This is a genomic window from Streptomyces sp. NPDC043680, from assembly GCF_056436685.1.
Map to the genome: position 1 here is coordinate 305,175 of NZ_JBWKCE010000006.1, position 17,789 is coordinate 322,963.

Sequence of the window (17,789 nt, forward strand, 5' to 3'; positions counted from 1 at the left end):
CGCTCCACGGGCGCGAGTGGCCCGGCCGCAAGAAGGGGTGGAGATCAGCTGCCCTGGGACAGGTTGCCGGACAGGATCGGGATGTTGTCCAGGATGTGCGAGAGCGGCTCGTCGCCCTTGGCCTGGGTGGAGTTCTCGGTGCACTGCTGGTTCTGCGGGTTGGACAGGAGGTTGACGTCCTGGAGGCCGACGTTGGCGGCCCCCACGAGGTTCTGCACGTTGACCTTCGCGGGCAGGGCGAGGCAGGGCTTGTTCAGGGTGCCCTGGACCAGGCTCAGCTGCGGGCTCAGGTCGCCGTTGGTCTTCTGGTTGCCGTAGATCTGCTGGGCACCGTTGCCGTTGACGGTGTTGATCCCGTTGTCGTTGCCGATGGCCATCGCCGGGGCCGCGACAGCGGCGCTCGCGCCCACGGCGGCAGCGGTGACCGCGGCAGCAGTCATGATCTTCTTGAGCATCATTGGTCCTTATGTCGCACGAGTGCCCGCTAGTGGAGCGCACTGGTCAACTGGGCTGCCACGGCGTTGGTTCCGCTCGTTCACTCAAACGGCCCGATCGTGGCGGGCTTTTCCCCGACCGGGGTGATCCACCCCCGGACGCCTGCACGAAGCCCGTACGCAGCCGCCATCGCCGGCGCCGGTGTCCAAGATCGTGTTGCGCTCCGTAGAAGGTGTTCTCACGGTGGGTAAGGAGGCGGACGCTCGGGTCCGCTCCTGTGCGACCACGAAGGAACCCCCATGCACCGCACGAAGCCGTCCCGTATCCGCGTCCTTGTCCCGTCGGTCCTCGCGGCCGTCATACTCACCGGTGCGGCTGCCCCCGCCGGCGCCGCGGACGGTGGCGGCAGCGCAGCCCTCGACAGACGAGTGGCGGCAGCCCAGCAGGAGATCAACCGGCAGGCGGCTGCGGCAGGTCCGCTCGACGACCTCCTGGCGGGCGTCTCCAAGACCCTGGAGGGCCTCCTCAAGAGCCTGCAGACCCTGTTGCCCGGGGTGACGCTGCCACCGATCCAACTGCCGACCCTCCCGGACCTGCCGGAGATCCCGGCGATCCCCGAACTGCCCATCGACATCCCCGACCTCCCGATCCCGGAGATCCCGGAGCTTCCCGAGATCCCGGTCTCCCAGCCGGTGCAACCCGCGCCGGCGGCCCCGGTGTCGGCGCCGGTGAAGATCGTGCAGGAGATCCCCCGCCTGCCGTGACGGAGGCCGGAGGGCCGCGGAGGGCGGCCGGAAACCGCTCGTGATTACGACTATTGAGCTGAACAGGTCTGATTGCGCGCGGAGCCGTGTCCCCATGGGAGGCTAAACCGTTTCGCTCGGTGTGAGCCCCGGATCGGGGCAGAACGTCGAACAGAAGGTGCACTTCCCATGAACTCTGCCAAGAAGGCCGCCCTGGTCCTGGCCACCGCTGGTCTCGCTGCGGCCGGTGCCGCCGGCTCCGCCCTGGCCGACGCGACGGCCGAAGGCGCGGCCGTGGGTTCCCCCGGCGTTGTCTCCGGCAACCTGGTCCAGGTCCCGGTCCACGTGCCGGTCAACGTCTGCGGCAACACCGTGAACGTCCTCGTCGGGGTGCTGAACCCCGCGTTCGGCAACGTCTGCGTCAACGACTGACGCTGCGCCACGTCTGACTGTGGGCGCCACCGGCCTCGCCGGTGGCGCCCACAGTGCGTGTCAGGGGCGAGGCGGGTCAGTGGGCGCCGCCGTTGAGCTTCACGCCGCCGAGCAGCGGGGAGGCCTGGGTGGCGCCGTTCGCCAGGCCGAGCAGCTCGCCCGGCGCGTTGTTGCGGACCTTGTTCACCTGCTGGGCGGTGACCAGGACCTTCTCCACGGTCTGACCCTGCTCGGCGAGCCCGTTGCCCAGGGTCTGCGGGAGCGACTCGGTCACGGGAGCGAAGGCGTTGATGGCGTCCGTGGCTCCGCTCGTCACGCTCATGGGGGGCATCGCGGCATCGGCGGCGAAAGCAGGGGCGGAGGCGCCGAGCGCGGCAACGGAACCGGCGACGACTGCGGCGGCCTTCGAGAGCTTCATATCGAAATCCTCTTCTTTCATGGACAGAGGCGCAGCGGCGACCGTCGCGCCGCTTTCGCTCTGGTAACGATTCCCCACGGCTGCGGAAACGCGTACGGCAACGGCCGGAGAATCCACCAGGGACTCTCCGGCCGATACTTCTTCTGATTACCGGTATTGCCGGTCAGGTGTTCCGGGACCTTCGGTAGAGAATCGCGCCGCCCAGTACCAGGGCCGCGGCGAGGGCAGCCGCGGCTCCGGGTTGACCGGCGCCGGTCTCGGCCAGCGCCGGAGCGGTGACGTGCGCCGGGGCCGGGGCGGGAGCCGGGGCGGGCGCGGGCGCGGGGGTCAGCCGGACCGGTGTGTCGGCGGCCGGTGCGGCCGGCGGCTGTTCGGCGGGCGGGACGATCTCGGGCGTCGGCGCAGCCGGTGCCGGGTGCTCCACGACCTGGCTGCCGTGCGGCGGCGCGGGGGCGGGCTGCTCCTCGACCGGCGCGGGGGCCGGGAGGGGACGGGGCGCCTCCTCGACCGGAGCGGGAGCGGGCAGCGGCCGGGGGGCCTCCTCGACCGGGGCGGGGGGCGGAGCGGGTGCCTCGTGGACGGGCGGCGCCTCCTCCACCGGAGCCGGCGGGGGAGCGGGCTGCGGGGCCGGGTGCGGGGCGGGGGCCGGGAGGGTGTGCGGATGGTCGTCGCACTCCTCCTCGTGCGGCCCGGAGCCGCCGTAACCGCCCTCGTCCCGGGACGCCTGGTGCCGGGGCTGCTCGTGGCGGGGCTCCTGGTGCCGCGGCTGCTCGTGCCGGGTCTCCTGGTGCGGGGGCTCCTCGTGGCGGGGGGCCGCATGCCGGGGGGCGGCGTGGCGCGGAGCCGCGTGCCGGGGTCCCGGGTGCCGCGGCTCCTGCGGCCGGTTCTCCTCGTGTCGGCTCTGCTCGTGCCGGCCGCCCTCGTCCTCCTCGCCCCCGTACCCGGACTCCTCCGTGTGCTGCTGCGGCCGTGCGTGCCGGCCCTCGCGCTCCTGGAGGTAGTGCTCGAAGGCCTCGGCCTGATCGGGGCTCAGGTAGTGCTCGTAGGCGTGGCCGTCATGGCGGTCGTCGGAGCCGGTCGTGTTGGCGCACGTGTTTCCGAACGTGGGGTTGAGCGCCGCTCCGCCGTCGACGCTGTTGCCGCACACGTTCGGCGAGAAGGTGACCGGTACCGAGACGCTGTTGCCGGACAGCACGCCCGGAGAATGCGAGGCCTCGGCCACCGCCCCCGGGTGCGCGTAGGCCGCGCCGGTCGCGATCGAGAGCAGGCTTGAGGCGGCCGCCGCCGTGAGCACCCCCTTGCCCAGTACCTGTCGGCTCAGTACCTGTCGCATGGGTCCTTCCCTGTCTACCGGCTCTGCCGCCGGTGCTGAATCGAAGGTGGCCTCGGAGTGCACCGCCGTGCACTCCGAGGCCACCCCGAGGAGGTTGCCCTTGCGGGCACCGGCGCTTCGTCAGTCGTTGACGCAGACGTTGCCGAACGCGGGGTTCAGCAGGGCGATCACGTTGACGGTGTTGCCGCAGACGTTGACCGGAACGTGGATCGGCACCTGGACCAGGTTGCCGGAAAGCACGCCGGGGGAGCCGACGGCGGCACCCTCCGCCACCGAGTCGGCCATGGCGGGGGAGGCGGCACCGGCAGCCATCAGAGCGCCGGCGGCCAGCACCACTGCCTTCTTGTACGTCATTTGATTTAAATCCTTCCCGCAGCGGCTTGTCCGCTGCAGTAATAACAACGAGCGGGTCCGGGAAAAGAAACCGCCTATTTCAAGACGGCTCCCCAATTCACCCCGACAGGCCGGTCGGCCGAAATTCGCCGAGTAATTTATCGGGAATTCGTGGGCCGACAAGCGGCGAGGCCGCCGCGCCCGGGGGCGCGGCGGCCTCGCGGGGTGCGGGGCGCGATCAGCTGCCGGACGAGACGTTGCCGGACAGGATCGGGATGTTGTCCAGGATGTGCGAGAGAGCCTCGTCGCCCTTGGCCTGGGTGGAGTTCTCGGTGCACTGCTGGTTCTGCGGGTTCGACAGGACGTTGAAGTCCTGGAGGCCGATGTTGAGGGCCGACACGAGCGACTGCACGTTGGCCTTGGCGGGCAGGGCGATGCAGGGCTTGTTGAAGGAGCCCTGGATGAGCGCCATCTGCGGGCTCATGGTGCCGTACGTGGCCTGGTTGCCGTAGATCTGCGCAGCGCCGTTGCCGTTGACGGTGTTGACGCCGTTGTCGTTCCCGATGGCCATCGCCTGCGGCGCCATGGCGGCGCCGATGCCCACGACCGAGGCCGCAACCGCTGCCGAGGCCATCATCTTCTTGATCATTGTCGTCCCTAATTTGCAGGATTGCCCGGTACTTGAAGCACCCGGATCAACGGCCGCGCATCAGCGGGGTTGCGTGGATTCACCCGGATGCCGACGTTTCGGGCGCCGTGGTTGACGGTGGGTACGGCGGTCAGCGGTTGACGCAGACGTTGCCGAACGCCGGGTTCAGCAGCCCGATCACGTTCACGCTGTTGCCGCAGGCGTTCACCGGGATGTCGATCGGAACCTGGAGCAGGTTGCCGCTGAGCACGCCCGGGGACTGTGCCGCGACGCCTTCGCGGTCGCGCCGTCCCCGTCGAGTGCGGAGGCGAGGCCCGCGCCGCCCACCAGCAGGGCGGCGCTCGCGGCCGCCGTGGCGGTGCCGCGCATCAGCCTCTTCTTCATCTCCGCATTTCCTTTCCGTTCGAACAATGGTCCATCCGCATAACGACTCGCCGCCTACGAGGGTGCGTGCCATCGCCCAAAAGGCCGTACGAGCGAGTCCGGCGTGATTTCCGGCACGATATCTGCCAAAGTTCACTCCTGTTTTGTCCCCTTGATCGAAAATGGAGACGGGGTCATGGGTTCCTCCCGCAGAATCCTCGGCACGCTCGGTCTGCTGTCCTGCCTCACACTTTCGGCCAACGCTCCCGTCGCGGGCGCCGCCCCGCCGGGGCTGGGGGAAGCCCCCAAGGTCCCTTTCACCCAGCGTTACCAGGCCGTGCTGCACGGAGGGCTGGTGCGGGCCTCCAACTCGTCCATCGCGTGCCGGCGGGAGGAGTCCCCCGACGTCGAGTCGTGCGCCGACGTCAAGCAGGGTGCGGCCGGGGTGAACAGCGACTTCGAGATGTTCTACAGCGAGGTCGACAAGGACCCGGACACCTACAACTCCACCCGGGCCGAGCTGAAGGTCCCGGAGGGCGCGAAGGTGGCGTACGCCCGCCTGTACTGGGGCGGCAATCTGCGGGTGGGTGAGCAGAAGCCGCCGGAGGACAACGGCCGGGTGCTGGTGGCCGAGCCGGGCGGGGCCTACAAGGAGGTCCTGGCCGACACCGTCATCGGGCACCGTACGGACGCGGACAGCGACGCCTACCAGGCCTCGGCCGACGTGACCCCGATGGTGCGCAAGGGCGGCGCGGGCATGTGGACGGTCGCCCAGCTCAACATCGCCATGGGGCACTCCGCGGTGGGGGCCTGGGGCGGGTGGACGCTGGTCGTCGCCTACGAGCACCCGCAGGAGCCGGTCCGCCGGATCTCGCTGTGGGACGGCTTCGAGGGGCTCGCCGAGCGCGCCGCCGGGGCTGCGGGCGACACGGTCGAGCTCACCGGCCTGGACGCTCCGCCCGGGGCGGCCGGGAAGGCCGGCGTGGTCGCGTACGACGGGGACCGCGGGACCCTCGGGGACTCACTCACGGTGACCGCGGACAGTGGTCGCCGAGTCAGCGTCAGCGATGCTGAAAATCCTTTTAATGATGTTATGAATTCCACGATCACGGAATTCGGACGTCCCTCGTTCGCGCGACAGCCCGAACATATGAATAATCTCGGATATGACGCGGACGTGTTCGACCTGAGTCCCGCCCTGTCCGGTGGTGCCCGGAGCCTGAACTTCAGGTTCACGGGCGAAAGCCAGGGTCAATTCCTCGGCGTGCTCTTCGTTCAGACAGATGCGCGCCGCTGAACGTAGGAGACCGCTCCGCGTGCCGACACAGCATTCCTCCCTGACCGTCCTCCATCTCGTCCAACCCGTGGACGGCGGCGTGGCCCGCGTCGTCGTCGACCTCGTCCGTGCCCAGTCCGCGGCCGGACTGCGCGCCGTCGTCGGCTGCCCCCGCGGCGGCCGCCTCGGCGACGACGCCCGTGCGGCCGGGGCCGAGGTGGTCACCTGGCGCGCCGGACGGGCGCCCGGCCCCGAACTGCCCGCCGAGGTGCTCGGCGCCCGGCGGGTGATCCGCCGGGTCCGGCCCGACGTCCTGCACTGCCACAGCGCCAAGGCCGGGCTCGCCGGGCGGCTCGCCGCCCGCGGCCGCGTGCCCACCGTCTTCCAGCCCCACGCCTGGTCCTTCGACGCCGTCGGCGGAGCCACCGCGGCCCTCGCCCTGCGCTGGGAGCGGTTCGGGGCCCGTTGGGCCGACCGGGTGCTCTGCGTCAGCGAGGCCGAGCGCCGCGTGGGCGCCGCAGAGCGGATCACCGCCCACTGGTCGGTCATCCGCAACGGCGTGGACCTCGACCACTTCCGCCCCGGCGGACCGGACCCGGACCAGGACCGGGCCCGCGCCCGCGCCGAACTGCCCTGGCCCGCCGCCGTGCAGGGGGACGGGCCGCTCGCCGTCTGCGTGGGCCGCCTGTGCCGGCAGAAGGGCCAGGACGTGCTGCTCCAGGCATGGCGGGAGGTCCTCGGCAACCTGCCCACCGCCCGACTGGCGCTGGTCGGCGACGGCCCCGACACCGAGCGGCTGCGCCGCGCCGCGCCGCCCGGAGTGCTCTTCGCGGGCTCCGCCCCCGACATCCGACCGTGGCTTCGGGCCGCCGATCTCGTTGTACTGCCGTCGCGGTGGGAAGGCATGGCGCTCGCCCCGCTCGAAGCCATGGCCTGTGGCCGACCGGTCCTGGTCTCGGACGTCAGCGGTGCCCGGGAGAGCCTGCCGCCCGGCCAGGGACGGCTGTGCCTGGTGCCGCCGGAGGACCCGACGGCCCTGGCCAAGGCCCTGGGACGGCTGCTCGCCGAACCGCGGCTGCTCGCCGAACTCGGGGAGCAGGCCGGGCAGCACGCCCGGACCGACTTCGACGTACGGCGGACCTCGGACGCGGTCACCGGTCTGTACCACGAACTGCTGGGCAGGCCCCGGCCCTCTAACCAGGAGCGCATCAGCCGATGACGATGGACAGCGCACCCGCCCGGCACACCGGGCAGGGCGGAACGGGGCCCGCCGGCGGCAGCGCCGGCACCGCGGCCGTCCGACGGTCCGTGACCGCCATCCACCCCCCACGCCGACCCGACACCGACCGGGCCCGGCCGCTCGTCCGGCCGCAGCGGGGCCGCCCCCGCGACGGCGTCCTCCAGCTGCTGACCGCCGACGCGCTGGCCGCCGTGGTCACCACCGCGGCCCTGCCCGCCCCCGCCCTCCAAGCCGCGGCCGCCGGGCCGATCGCCGTGCTGCTGGCCGTGCTGCACGCGCAGGCCGGGCTCTACCGGCCGCGCCTCGCCCCCTCCGCGCTGCGCGAACTGCCCGTCCTGGCCGGGCGGGCCGCCGTCCTGTGGCTCGGGACCGCGGCGGTCGTCGCCGCCGTCGCCCCGCGCCAGGCCCTGGGCTGGCCGGTGCTGCTCACCGCCGTCTGCGTCCAGGCCGTACTGGCCTGCGCGGCGCGCGGGTGCGTCAACCAGCTGCGCCGCCGGTCCGCCCGGCGCAGGCCCGCCTCCGCCCTCGTCGTGGGACCGGGCGCCGGGGCGAGCGCCGTGGCCGCCGCCCTGCACGGGCGTCCCGAGTACGGGCTGCGGCCCGTCGGCCTCGCGGACACCGGGTCCGCCGAGGAGGGCAGCAGCGGGATGCCGGTACTCGCCACCCACGAGGACATCCGGCGCGCGGTCATCCAGAACTCCGTGCGGCACGCGGTGTTCACCCGCCCACCGGAGGCCGACGAGCGCACCGCCTCCCTGGTCCGGCTCTTCCACGACCACGGCTGCCGGCTCTGGCTCGCCGACCCGGCCGGAACCGCCAAGGTCACCGGCATGCGGGTCGCCCAACCCGCCGACCAGCTGTGGGGGTACGCCGTGCAGCCGCTGCTGCCGCGGCCCGCCCGGCCGGTGGAACGCGGGCTGAAGCGGGTCATCGACGGGTTCCTCGCCGCACTCGCCCTGCTCGCCGCCGCGCCGGTGATGGGCCTGTGTGCCCTGGCCGTACGGGTCTCCGACGGGCCCGGTGTGATCTTCCGGCAGGAGCGGGTCGGCCTGTACGGGCGTCCCTTCACGCTGCTGAAGTTCCGCACCCTGCGCGCCGACGCGCACGAGTCCGCGACCCGGTGGACCGTCGCCGGCGACCACCGGATGAGCCCGATCGGCTCTTTCCTTCGCAAGTCCTCGCTGGACGAGCTGCCCCAGCTGTGGAACGTCGTGCGCGGCGACATGAGCCTCGTCGGCCCCCGGCCGGAGCGGCCCTACTTCGTGGCGAAGTTCGCCGCCGTGCACCCCGGCTACGAGGCCCGCCACCGGATGCCCGTCGGCATCACGGGCCTCGCACAGATCAACGGTCTGCGCGGCGACACCTCCATCGAGGACCGGGCCCGCTTCGACAACCACTACATCGACACCTGGTCGCTGTGGCAGGACCTGTGGATCCTGGCCCGCACCGCGGCCTCCTTCTTCCGCTTCCGGCTGGGAGGCAGCTGAGCATGAGCCTTGCCGTTTCCGGTACCCGGGCCCGGCCCGGGCCCGATGTGCCGGCCCTGCTGCGGCGGCACTGGCCGCTGCTGCCGCTCGCCGCGACCGTCCTGATGCTGCTCGCCCCCGTACCGGCGGGCGATGCGAGCACCTCGGGCAAGGTCGGCCCCGCCGACGCCGCCTCGCTGCTGCTGGTGTTCGTGTGCGCGGTGCAGGCGCTGCGCGGGCGGGTACGGGAGCTGAGCCCGCTCGCCGTACTGGTGCTCGGGGTGCCCGCGCTGGGGCTGGCCGTGGCGACCGCGACCGCCGGGGATCCGTTCGCGGCCCTGCCGGGGTTCGTGCGCTACCTCCAGGTGTTCGTGCTCGTCCCCGCGGCGATCGTGCTGCTGGTGCGGGACGCCGGGGAGTTCCGGCTGGCCGCCGGGTGCTTCGTGGTGCTGGCGCTGGTGCAGGGCGCGGTGGGGGTCGTGCAGTACGTGACGCACACCGGGGCCTCGTACCAGGGCGAGGACATCCGGGCCGTGGGGACCTTCGGTCCCGGCGACGTGATGGGCATGGCCACGGTCGTCGCGTACGGGCTGGTGGTGGCCACCGCGGCGGCGCTGGCGCCGGGTCTGCCGCGTCGGCTGCGGCGGTCGGCGGCCGCCGCGGCACTGGTCCTGGTGCTGCCGCTCGTCCTGTCGTTCAGCCGGGGCGCCTGGATCGCGACCGCGGGCGCCGCGGTGCTGGTGATGGGGCTGTCGGGAATCCGGCGGGCCCTGAAGGTGCTGGCGGCCCTGACCGCGGCGGGCGTGGTGCTCGTGGGCGGCTTCGGGGTCGGCTCCGAGATGGTCGCCGAGCGGCTGACCTCGATCACCCAGGTGTCCAGCGCCCCCGACCAGTCGGTCACCGACCGGTACACGATGTGGGCGGCCGCCGAGTCGATGTGGCGGGAGCGGCCGGCCGTGGGGGTGGGTCTCAAGGGCTTCCCGGCCAACCGGGACGGTCACGCCTCGCTGGGGCTGTCCTCGGGCAGTGACACCGCGGGCGCGGGCCAGGCGTACATCCGCCAGCCGCTGCTCTCCCCGCACAACATGTACCTGCTGGTGCTGAGCGAGCAGGGGCTGATCGGGCTGACCGCCCTGGCGGGCGGCTGGGCGGCGCTGCTGGTGGCGGGGCTGCGGCGGTGCGTCGGCTCCGGTGCCGCCCGGGACTGCGGGCTGGTCGCCGTCGGCCTGCTGGTGTGGCAGCTGACGGACTTCCTGTACGCGGACATCGGGGGGCCGTCCACCGTCCTGACCGGGGTGATCATCGGCCTGGCGGCGTGGTGGGCGCTCCCCGCCCCGGACGACGCAGGTGCGGACGGCCGCGGTCGGCGGCGGGTGCGCACCGGCTCCGCCGTCCCGGCCGGGCGCCTCGCCGGCGCCGCGGGTACGGCGGCCCGGTGACCGATACGACGCCCTGGCGGCGGCCCGCGGCCGCGGCGACCGAAGTCGCCGAGGCTGCGGGCCGTCCGCCGCGCCTGCCCGAGCCCGGTTCCGCCGCACCCCCGGGGACACCGGCGCCCGGCGGGGCGGCCGCGTCCGGCCCCGCGGCCGCCCCCGGCCGGGGCGGCCCCGTACGCTTGCGGGCGGCCGGCGGGCCCCCGCCACCGCGGCCCCGGGGCGAGGACCCCGGCGGCTCGGGGGGCGGCAGCGCAGCCGCGCCGCTCGGGCGGTTCCTGGCCAAGGCCGCCGCCGTCACCGCCGGACTGACCGCCGCGGGGGCGGTGTTCGGGCTGGTGCGGGACCAGACGATCGCCCACCTCTTCGGCGCCGGGCACGACAGCGATGCCTTTCTGATCGCCTGGACCGTGCCGGAGATGGCCTCGACCCTGCTGATCGAGGACGCCATGGCGCTGCTGATGGTGCCCGCGTTCAGCCACGCCCTGGCCCGGCGGGCGGCGACCTGGGCCGGACTCACCCGCAAGGAGGCCCGCGCACAGGACCCCGTGCGGCTGCTCGTGGGGGCGACGCTGCCGCGGCTGGTGGTGTTCCTGGCCGCCGTGGCCTCCCTCCTGATCGTCGCCGCGCCGCTCGTCGTCGGCGTGCTGGCGCCCGGCCTGCCGGACCCCGGACTGGCCGTCGAGTGCACCCGGCTGACCGCCCTGACCGTGCTGTCCTTCGGGGTGGCGGGGTACTTCAGCGCGGCCCTGCGGGCGCACCGCTCCTTCGTGCCACCGGCCGCGATCTACGTCTCGTACAACGTCGGGATCATCAGCACGATGGTCGCCCTGCACGCCCTGTGGGGGGTACGGGCCGCCGCCGCCGGGGTGGCCGTCGGCGGCCTGCTGATGGTGCTCGTCCAACTGCCCGCCTACGTACGGCGCGTGGGCTTCGGTACGTCCCGCGCCGGGCGCCGGCGGTCCGGTCCGGACCGGGCGGCGGTCCCCCGGGGCGCCCCGCGCAGCCAGCGGGACCGGGACCGGCCCACCCTGCTCGCCTTCGGCCTGATCGCGCCCGTCATCCTGTTCGCCGTCTGCCGGCAGTCCCAGGTCCTGGTGGAGCGGTTCCTGGCCGCCTCGCTGCCGCCCGGTGCCATCTCGCACCTCAACTACGCGCAGAAGGTCGCGCAGATGCCGATGGTGCTGTCGCTGATGATCTGCACCGTCACCTTCCCCGTCGTCGCCCAGGCCATGGCCGGCGGGGAACTCGAAAAGGCCCGTCGGCGCGTCGAACGGGACCTGGCCCTCGCCTCCCTCGCCGTCCTCATGGGCAGCGCCCTCGTCATCGCGTACGCCCCCCAGATCATCCAAGTCCTCTTCGAACGCGGCGCCTTCACCCACCGCGACACCCTGGCCACCGCCTCCGTCATGCGGATCTACGGCCTCGGGCTCCTCGGCCACTGCCTCGTCGGCGCACTGTCCCGGCCCTTCTTCTCGACCGCCCGGCCCACCTGGTTCCCGGCGCTCGCGATGGGTGCCGGACTGCTCGTCAACATCGTCGCCGGAGCCTTCGCCGTCCGCGGGTGGGGCACCCACGGCATCGCCGCCGCCAACGCCGCGGGCATCACCACCACGGCGGCCCTGCTGCTCACCGGCCTCGGCTCCCGGATCATCGCCATCCAGGTCCGCCGCGTCGCCCTGAGCATCGGCCGGCTGGCCGTCGCCGCCGTCGCCGCCTGCGCCACCGGCTGGATCGCCGCACCGAAGATCCCCGACCCCCTGCTCAGCGCCGCGCTCGGCTGCCTGCTGGTCCCCGCCATGTTCGGGGCCTGCGGCCTGGCCATACGCGCGCTCGAAATCACCGCCCTGCCCGCCCAGCTCTCCCAGATGACCCAGAGGTTCCGCAATGCCCGCTGACACCGCCGCGGCACCGGCCGCCGTGAGGGCTCCCGCCCGACGGACCGCCTCGCCGTGGGTCCTGATGTACCACTCGGTCACCGAGTTCACCGATCCCGCCGAGGACCCGTACGGCATCACCGTCACCCCGCGGACGATGGAGGCCCAGCTGCTGTGGCTGCGCGCGCGGGGGCTGCGCGGGGTGTCCGTGGGGGAGCTGTTGCGGGCCCGGGCCGCCGGGCGCGGAGCCGGGCTGGTCGGGCTGACCTTCGACGACGGCTACACCGACTACCTGGCGAACGCCCTGCCGCTGCTGCGGCGCCACGAGTTCACCTCCACCCTGTTCGTCCTGCCCGGACGCCTCGGGGTGGACAACGTGTGGGACCCGCTGGGCCCGCGCAAGGCCCTGCTGACCGCCGAGGGCATCCGCGAGGTCGCCGCCGCCGGACAGGAGATCGGCTCGCACGGGCTGCTCCACCAGGACCTCACCGCGGCCGCCGACTCCGTCCTCCAGCAGGAGCTGCGGGGCAGCCGGGACCTGCTGCGCGAGCTGACGGGAACCCTCCCGCAGGGCTTCTGCTACCCGTACGGGCACCTCGACGCCCGGGTCGTCGCCGCGACCCGCGCCGCCGGCTACGGCTACGCCTGCGCCATCGACCCCGGGCGCCTCGCGGGCCCGCACGCCCTGCCGCGCACGCACGTCAGCCAGGCGGACGGCGGCGGCCGGCTGCGGATCAAGCAGCTGCGCCACCAGGCGCACGAGCTGCGGCGCCGGGCGGTGCACCGGTGAAGGACGTACGGGTCCTGCACGTCATCACCGGCCTGGGCGTCGGCGGCGCCGAGCAGCAACTGCGGCTGCTGCTGCGGCACATGCCGATGCAGTGCGACGTGCTGACGCTGACCAACCCCGGGCCGGTCGCCGAGGGGCTGCGCGCCGACGGGGTGCGGGTGGCGCACCTGGGGATGCGGGGCAACCGCGACCTGGGGGCACTGCCGCGGCTGGTGCGGTTCATCCGGCGCGGGCGCTACGACCTTGTGCACACCCACCTGTACCGGGCCTGCCTGTACGGGCGTCTCGCGGCCCGGATCGCGGGCGTGGGCGCGGTCGTGGCGACCGAGCACTCGCTGGGCCACGGCGAGATCGAGGGACGGCCGCTGTCGCGCGGGGTCCGGGCGCTGTACCTGGCCGGTGAGCGGCTGGGCGCGGCGACCGTGGCGGTCTCGGACACCGTCGCGGCCCGGCTGGAGGGGTGGGGGGTGCCCGCCGAGCGGGTGCACGTCGTACCGAACGGGATCGAGGCCGCCCGCTTCCGCTTCGACGAGGAGGTGCGGCGGGCCACCCGGGCCCGGACCGGCCTGCCCGCACGCGCGTTCGTGGTCGGTGGAGTGGGCCGGCTGGTGCCGGGCAAGCGGTTCGACGCGCTGGTCCGGGCGGTGGCGGCCCTGCCGGGGGCGCACCTGCTGCTCGCCGGGGAGGGCCCCGAGCGGCCCGCGCTGCGGGGGCTGGCCGCCGAGTTGGGCGCGCAGGGCCGGATCCACCTGCTGGGGGAGCGGGACCCGCTGGGCGACAGCGCGGACGGGCGCACGCCCGGGATCCCGGCGCTGCTCGCGGCGATGGACGTGTTCGTCTCCGCCTCGCGGGAGGAGGCCTTCGGGCTGGCGGTGGTCGAGGCGCTGGCGGCGGGGCTGCCGGTGTTGCACGTCACCTGTCCGGCGATCGACGACCTGCCGGCGGCGCAGGCACCGGGGGCGCGGCGAATCGGGACGGGGGAGCAGGAGCTGGTGGCCGCGCTGCGCGGGCACATGGAGGCAGGTGTGCGCCGGCTGCCGCCGCCGCCGGTGGCCCGGCGCTACGACATCGCGCACAGCGCGGAACTCCTGCTGGACGTCTACCGCCTGGCCCTGTCCCGCCCGGGTGCCGCGGACCGCGCGGACGGGGGCCACGGGGCCGGCAGCCCCGCGACCCCGCCCCGGCCGGAAGCGGGGGCGCCGGGGGGCGAGCCGTACGAGGCGGCGTCCGTGCCCGGGCGGCGGCCGGCTCCCGGCGCAGTGGCCCCGGGCCCGGCCGCACCGGGCGGGGGCGGGGAGGACGGCTGAGCCGAACCGCCGTACGGGGCCCGCAACCGGGCCCGAGACAAGAACCCTTCACCCAGGAAGTGAGCACGCACATGGCCGACACCGCCGACCAGAAGAAGACCGACCGCCGACGCCGCCGAGCCAGGCTGCTGCCGCCGCCCGCATGGTGGGCGCTGCCGGGCGCCGCCCTGCTGGGGCTGGCCGCCGGCGGGGCGTACGGGGTGCTCAAGGCGCCCGAGTACGCCGCCACCAGCTACGTCGTCGCCGTGCCCGACGACACCACCGAGCCGGCCACCGCCCTCGGCTTCGCCCAGGCGTACGCCCGGATCGCCACCAGCAGCTCCACCCTCGCCTACGCGCAGCCCCGCGCCGGCATCCCCGCCCGGCAACTGCGCACCCGCGTACGGGCCGAGACCTCTCCCGAGTCCCCGATGATCGCCATCACCGGTACCTCCAAGAGCCCGGGCGAGGCCGCCGACATCGCCAACGCGGTCGCCGATGCGCTGTCGCTGAGCAGCAACCAGGCCGCCAAGAACACCGGTGTCCAGCTGCTGCTGTTCAACCAGGCGGTGGCGCCGACCGAGCCCGCCTCGCCGTCCGCGGCCGTCAGCGGCGCCGTCGGGATGTGTGCGGGAGGCCTGCTGGGCGGGCTGTGGCTGCTGGCGCGGCCGCGCCGCAAGGACGCGGACCCGAACCCCGACTCGGGCGCGGCCCCGACCGCGAGCACGGGCGCGGGCGCAGAGGCAGCGGACCCCGTGGTGGAGGAGTACGCCTCGCTGCCCGCCCAGGGTGAGCCGGGCTCGGCCAAGGAGAAGGAGTCCGTGCGATGACCGCGGGCTCCCCAGGGGCCCTGACGGTGACGCTGTGCCGTGATCCCCGGCAGTTCGCCGCGATGGAGGAGCCGTGGAACCGGCTCTTCCGCTCCTGCCCCACCGCCACCCCGTTCCAGAGCCACGCCTGGCTGCACTCCTGGTGGCTCTCCTACGGCCGGGACGGGCGGCTGCGGGTCGTCCTCGTGCGGCGCGGCGAGGAGCTGGTCGGTGCGGCCCCGCTGATGCTCGTACACCGGCCGCTGCCGCTGCTGGTACCGCTCGGCGGTGGGATCACGGACTACTCCGACGTGCTCGTGGCCGCGGAATACGCCTCCGAGGTCGTCCCGGCGCTGGCCCACGGGCTGCACCGGGCGGCCCGCGGCGCCGTGGTCGACCTGCGCGAGGTACGGCCCGGGGCGGCCGCCGAGGCCCTGTACGAGCAGTGGCCCGGGGTCCGTACCAAGCTGGCCGACTCCACCTGTATGGAGCTGCCCGCCCTGCCCTTCGACGAGCTGGTCAAGCGGATGCCTGCCTCCGGCGCCCAGCGGGTGCGGGCCAAGCTGCGCAAGACCGACGCGGCCGGCATCGAGGAGCACGAGGTCTCCGAGCAGGAAGTGCCGCGCGCGGTACGGACGCTGCTGCGGCTCCACGAGAAGCAGTGGCGCGGGCGCGGGGTCACCCCGGAGCACCTCAAGCCCCGTTTCGCCGAGCACCTGACCCGCGCCACCCGGCGGATGGTCAGGGCCGGCGAGGGGCGGCTGACCGAGTTCCGGCTGGACGGGAAGGTGGTGGCGGCCAACGTCACCCTGTTGTCGGGCGCGCTGAGCGGCGGCTACCTGTACGGCGCGGACCCGGAACTGCGGTCCCGCAAGGTGGACGTGGCCACGCTGCTGCTGCGCTACGAAGCGGGCCGGGCCCTCGCGGAGGGCCGCCCGGTGGTGAGCTTCCTGCGCGGCAGCGAACCGTACAAGAACCACTGGCGGCCGGAGACCGTGGTCAACCAGCGGTTCCTGCTGGCCAGGACGGCGCTCGCGCCCCTGCTGCGGCTGCACGAAGGGCAGGCGGCGGGGCGCGAGCGGGCGGTGGAGGCGCTGCGCGAGGCGCTGCCGGCCGCCAGGGACTGGCGGGCACGGCTCAACGAACTGCGCGTCCGGTGACCACCCCGCCGCGACTAGAACGGCCAGAAGCCGGAGTCCCCGCCCCAGCGCCAGTCGAGCGTGACGCACACCGAGTCCTTGCCGAGGAGCTTGGAGAGCCACTCGCCGACGTTGAGCGGCACGCACCACTGCGTGCTGTTGGAGTGCGGCTTCTGCGGCTGCGGCTGCGGCGGCTTGGGCTCCGGCACGACCGGGCTCGGGACCGGGGTGACCGGCGCCTGGGGCGAGGGCACCACGGGCGAGGGCACGGGCCGGACCGGGCTCGGCTCGACGGGGCTGGGCTCCACCGGGCTCGGTTCGACCGGGCCGGGCTCCACTCGGCTCGGCTCCACCGGGCCGGGTGCGGCGGGACTGGGCTCCACGGGGCTCGGTTCCACCGGGCCGGGCTCCACCGGGCTCGGTTCGACCGGGCCGGGTGCGGCCGGGCCGGGCTCCACGGGGCTGGGCTGCACCGGGCCCGGTGCGACGGGGGTCGGCTCGACCGGGCTGGGCTGCACCGGGCTGGGCTTCGGCTGCGGGACCGGGTGCGAGGGCTGGGGCGCGGGGCTCGGGACGACCGGGCTCGGGACCGGGCCCGGCCTGGCGGGGCTCGGCCTGGCGGGGACATGGGGCGTCGGGATCTGCGGCGCCGGTACGTCCGGAATCGGTACGTCCGGAATCGGGACGACCGGGGGCGGGATCACGGGCGTGGGGACGACCGGAGTCGGTACGACCGGCGTCGGGATCACGGGGCCCGGCTTCTCGGGCGTGAGCGCCTCGCGGAACACCTTCGACGAGCGCGGGTTCTGCTTGCACCGCCACACGCCGTGCGGGCAGTAGTCGGTGATGGTGTGGTAGAGCGGCTTGTGCTGCTCGATCCACTTCAGCATGCGCCGCACGTACTCCGGATTGTCCCCGTTGCGGAAGAGCCCCCACTCCGGGTACGAGATCTGCTTGCGGTGTGCTTTCGCGAAGTCGACGTGCTGCCGGAGCCCGTACGGCTGGGTGATCTGGTCGTCGAACGTGCGGCCGGGGGGCTGGTCGTACGAATCCATGCCGATGATGTCGACCACGTCGTCGCCCGGGTAGCACTTGGTCCAGCCGATCGCGTCCGTCCCGCGGTTCGGGGCGAAATCGAACTTGAACTTCTGACCGGGGACGGAGCGCATCGTGTTGACGATGCGCTTCCAGTACACCTTCCAGTTCTCCGGGTCCGGACTGCACCGGTGGGTGTACGTGGAGCCGTTCATCTCCCAGCCGAGCACGATCACCGTGTCCGGCACGCCCAGGTCCACCAGCCGTTCGGCGAGCCTCCTGAAGTGCTCGTCGAAGGCGCCCTGCGCGCCCGCCCTGATCAGCTGGGCGACCTGGCGGTCGGGGACGCGGCCCTCGTTGCGCTCCTGCATGGGCACGTTGAGCACGAACATCCGGTCCTTGCCGTCCAGGCGCCATTCCGCCCACTCGTCAAGGAAGCCGACGCGCCCCTCGATCCCGCTCCACCGGTCACCCGGCAGATAGGTGTGCCCGACCCGGATCTCCCTGCCGCCCAGCCAGTGCGACAGGAACGGGATGCGGGCGACCCCGGGAGGCCCGTAGTCGAGGTAGGCCCCCATGGCGACGTCGGAGCTCTTGGGCTCGTCGTCCTCCGGCGCCGCGAGCGCGGCGCCGGTGGCGAGCAGTCCGGCCGTGACCGTACCGATGCAGGTGCTCGCCAGCCGGCGGCGTGGTCTGGACATGGCGTCTCCCGAGGCTTCCTGAATCGGTGTG

General features: G+C 73.8%; 17 protein-coding genes and 1 pseudogene. 11 read left to right on the plus strand and 7 right to left on the minus strand.

The genetic code is table 11. The features are described 5' to 3' along the window. Positions 1–44: 44 nt before the first annotated feature. Entirely contained in the window at positions 45–455 is a 411-nt protein-coding gene (locus tag AC0666_RS16400; protein ID WP_468970505.1) for a rodlin, read from the minus strand. Between the two features lie 279 nt (positions 456–734). Between AC0666_RS16400 and AC0666_RS16405 the strand changes: the two genes are divergently transcribed. Both AC0666_RS16405 and AC0666_RS16410 read left to right on the plus strand, forming a co-directional pair. Beyond that, positions 735–1,199, plus strand: a complete 465-nt coding sequence (locus tag AC0666_RS16405) for a hypothetical protein (RefSeq protein ID WP_468969935.1) — start codon at positions 735–737, stop codon at positions 1,197–1,199. A gap of 168 nt (positions 1,200–1,367) precedes the next feature. Continuing rightward, entirely contained in the window at positions 1,368–1,610 is a 243-nt protein-coding gene (locus AC0666_RS16410; protein ID WP_468969933.1) for a chaplin, read from the plus strand. 76 nt (positions 1,611–1,686) lie between these two features. Here the strand turns inward: AC0666_RS16410 and AC0666_RS16415 are convergent, their stop codons facing one another. The 5 genes and pseudogenes from AC0666_RS16415 to AC0666_RS16435 form a co-directional block, all read right to left on the minus strand. Beyond that, the gene (locus AC0666_RS16415) at positions 1,687–2,028 is read right to left on the minus strand and encodes a hypothetical protein (protein WP_468969930.1); all 342 of its coding nucleotides are present in this window, start codon (positions 2,026–2,028) and stop codon (positions 1,687–1,689) included. A gap of 163 nt (positions 2,029–2,191) precedes the next feature. Next, on the minus strand, positions 2,192–3,361 hold the full coding sequence (locus AC0666_RS16420; RefSeq protein WP_478707797.1) for a chaplin: 1,170 nt from the start codon (positions 3,359–3,361) through the stop codon (positions 2,192–2,194). 120 nt (positions 3,362–3,481) lie between these two features. Next, positions 3,482–3,715, minus strand: coding sequence for a chaplin (locus tag AC0666_RS16425; protein WP_468969924.1), 234 nt, complete (start codon positions 3,713–3,715; stop codon positions 3,482–3,484). A gap of 217 nt (positions 3,716–3,932) precedes the next feature. Beyond that, on the minus strand, positions 3,933–4,343 hold the full coding sequence (locus AC0666_RS16430) for a rodlin (RefSeq protein ID WP_468969922.1): 411 nt from the start codon (positions 4,341–4,343) through the stop codon (positions 3,933–3,935). A gap of 130 nt (positions 4,344–4,473) precedes the next feature. Next, positions 4,474–4,727 (minus strand): annotated as a pseudogene (locus AC0666_RS16435) (chaplin). A 175-nt stretch (positions 4,728–4,902) separates the two neighbouring features. Here AC0666_RS16435 and AC0666_RS16440 point away from each other — a divergent pair. From AC0666_RS16440 to AC0666_RS16480, 9 genes are all read left to right on the plus strand, one after another. Further along, entirely contained in the window at positions 4,903–6,003 is a 1,101-nt protein-coding gene (locus AC0666_RS16440) for a DUF3344 domain-containing protein (RefSeq protein ID WP_468969919.1), read from the plus strand. After that, entirely contained in the window at positions 5,990–7,201 is a 1,212-nt protein-coding gene (locus AC0666_RS16445) for a glycosyltransferase (RefSeq protein ID WP_468969916.1), read from the plus strand. The genes AC0666_RS16440 and AC0666_RS16445 overlap by 14 nt, the downstream gene beginning before the upstream one ends. Next, a complete protein-coding gene (locus AC0666_RS16450; protein WP_468969913.1) occupies positions 7,198–8,709 on the plus strand; it encodes an exopolysaccharide biosynthesis polyprenyl glycosylphosphotransferase in 1,512 nt (503 codons plus the stop codon). Before AC0666_RS16445 ends, AC0666_RS16450 begins: the two co-directional genes overlap by 4 nt. Before the next feature lie 2 nt (positions 8,710–8,711). Continuing rightward, the gene (locus AC0666_RS16455) at positions 8,712–10,127 is read left to right on the plus strand and encodes an O-antigen ligase family protein (protein ID WP_478707798.1); all 1,416 of its coding nucleotides are present in this window, start codon (positions 8,712–8,714) and stop codon (positions 10,125–10,127) included. Further along, the gene (gene murJ / locus AC0666_RS16460) at positions 10,124–12,019 is read left to right on the plus strand and encodes a murein biosynthesis integral membrane protein MurJ (RefSeq protein ID WP_478707799.1); all 1,896 of its coding nucleotides are present in this window, start codon (positions 10,124–10,126) and stop codon (positions 12,017–12,019) included. The genes AC0666_RS16455 and murJ overlap by 4 nt, the downstream gene beginning before the upstream one ends. Beyond that, positions 12,009–12,788: a polysaccharide deacetylase family protein gene (locus AC0666_RS16465; protein WP_468969908.1), complete on the plus strand. Its 780-nt coding sequence runs from the start codon at positions 12,009–12,011 to the stop codon at positions 12,786–12,788. The genes murJ and AC0666_RS16465 overlap by 11 nt, the downstream gene beginning before the upstream one ends. Beyond that, on the plus strand, positions 12,785–14,095 hold the full coding sequence (locus tag AC0666_RS16470) for a glycosyltransferase (RefSeq protein WP_478707800.1): 1,311 nt from the start codon (positions 12,785–12,787) through the stop codon (positions 14,093–14,095). The genes AC0666_RS16465 and AC0666_RS16470 overlap by 4 nt, the downstream gene beginning before the upstream one ends. Positions 14,096–14,166: 71 nt before the next feature. Beyond that, entirely contained in the window at positions 14,167–14,904 is a 738-nt protein-coding gene (locus tag AC0666_RS16475; protein WP_478707827.1) for a YveK family protein, read from the plus strand. Further along, positions 14,901–16,043 (plus strand): GNAT family N-acetyltransferase, encoded by a 1,143-nt coding sequence (locus AC0666_RS16480; protein ID WP_468969903.1) that lies wholly within the window; start codon positions 14,901–14,903, stop codon positions 16,041–16,043. Before AC0666_RS16475 ends, AC0666_RS16480 begins: the two co-directional genes overlap by 4 nt. 14 nt (positions 16,044–16,057) lie before the next feature. Here the strand turns inward: AC0666_RS16480 and AC0666_RS16485 are convergent, their stop codons facing one another. After that, the gene (locus AC0666_RS16485; protein WP_468969901.1) at positions 16,058–17,758 is read right to left on the minus strand and encodes a glycoside hydrolase family 26 protein; all 1,701 of its coding nucleotides are present in this window, start codon (positions 17,756–17,758) and stop codon (positions 16,058–16,060) included. Positions 17,759–17,789 lie beyond the last annotated feature (31 nt).

What these genes read in the sequence shown, in the direction of transcription:
- AC0666_RS16485 (WP_468969901.1), bottom strand. Translation starts at nt 17,758, where the DNA reads ATGTCCAGACCACGCCGCCGGCTGGCGAGCACCTGCATCGGTACGGTC.
- AC0666_RS16440 (WP_468969919.1), top strand. Translation starts at nt 4,903, where the DNA reads ATGGGTTCCTCCCGCAGAATCCTCGGCACGCTCGGTCTGCTGTCCTGC.
- AC0666_RS16420 (WP_478707797.1), bottom strand. Translation starts at nt 3,361, where the DNA reads ATGCGACAGGTACTGAGCCGACAGGTACTGGGCAAGGGGGTGCTCACG.
- AC0666_RS16475 (WP_478707827.1), top strand. Translation starts at nt 14,167, where the DNA reads ATGGCCGACACCGCCGACCAGAAGAAGACCGACCGCCGACGCCGCCGA.
- AC0666_RS16425 (WP_468969924.1), bottom strand. Translation starts at nt 3,715, where the DNA reads ATGACGTACAAGAAGGCAGTGGTGCTGGCCGCCGGCGCTCTGATGGCT.
- AC0666_RS16400 (WP_468970505.1), bottom strand. Translation starts at nt 455, where the DNA reads ATGCTCAAGAAGATCATGACTGCTGCCGCGGTCACCGCTGCCGCCGTG.
- AC0666_RS16430 (WP_468969922.1), bottom strand. Translation starts at nt 4,343, where the DNA reads ATGATCAAGAAGATGATGGCCTCGGCAGCGGTTGCGGCCTCGGTCGTG.
- AC0666_RS16465 (WP_468969908.1), top strand. Translation starts at nt 12,009, where the DNA reads ATGCCCGCTGACACCGCCGCGGCACCGGCCGCCGTGAGGGCTCCCGCC.
- AC0666_RS16450 (WP_468969913.1), top strand. Translation starts at nt 7,198, where the DNA reads ATGACGATGGACAGCGCACCCGCCCGGCACACCGGGCAGGGCGGAACG.
- AC0666_RS16455 (WP_478707798.1), top strand. Translation starts at nt 8,712, where the DNA reads ATGAGCCTTGCCGTTTCCGGTACCCGGGCCCGGCCCGGGCCCGATGTG.
- AC0666_RS16415 (WP_468969930.1), bottom strand. Translation starts at nt 2,028, where the DNA reads ATGAAGCTCTCGAAGGCCGCCGCAGTCGTCGCCGGTTCCGTTGCCGCG.
- AC0666_RS16480 (WP_468969903.1), top strand. Translation starts at nt 14,901, where the DNA reads ATGACCGCGGGCTCCCCAGGGGCCCTGACGGTGACGCTGTGCCGTGAT.
- AC0666_RS16405 (WP_468969935.1), top strand. Translation starts at nt 735, where the DNA reads ATGCACCGCACGAAGCCGTCCCGTATCCGCGTCCTTGTCCCGTCGGTC.
- AC0666_RS16445 (WP_468969916.1), top strand. Translation starts at nt 5,990, where the DNA reads ATGCGCGCCGCTGAACGTAGGAGACCGCTCCGCGTGCCGACACAGCAT.
- AC0666_RS16410 (WP_468969933.1), top strand. Translation starts at nt 1,368, where the DNA reads ATGAACTCTGCCAAGAAGGCCGCCCTGGTCCTGGCCACCGCTGGTCTC.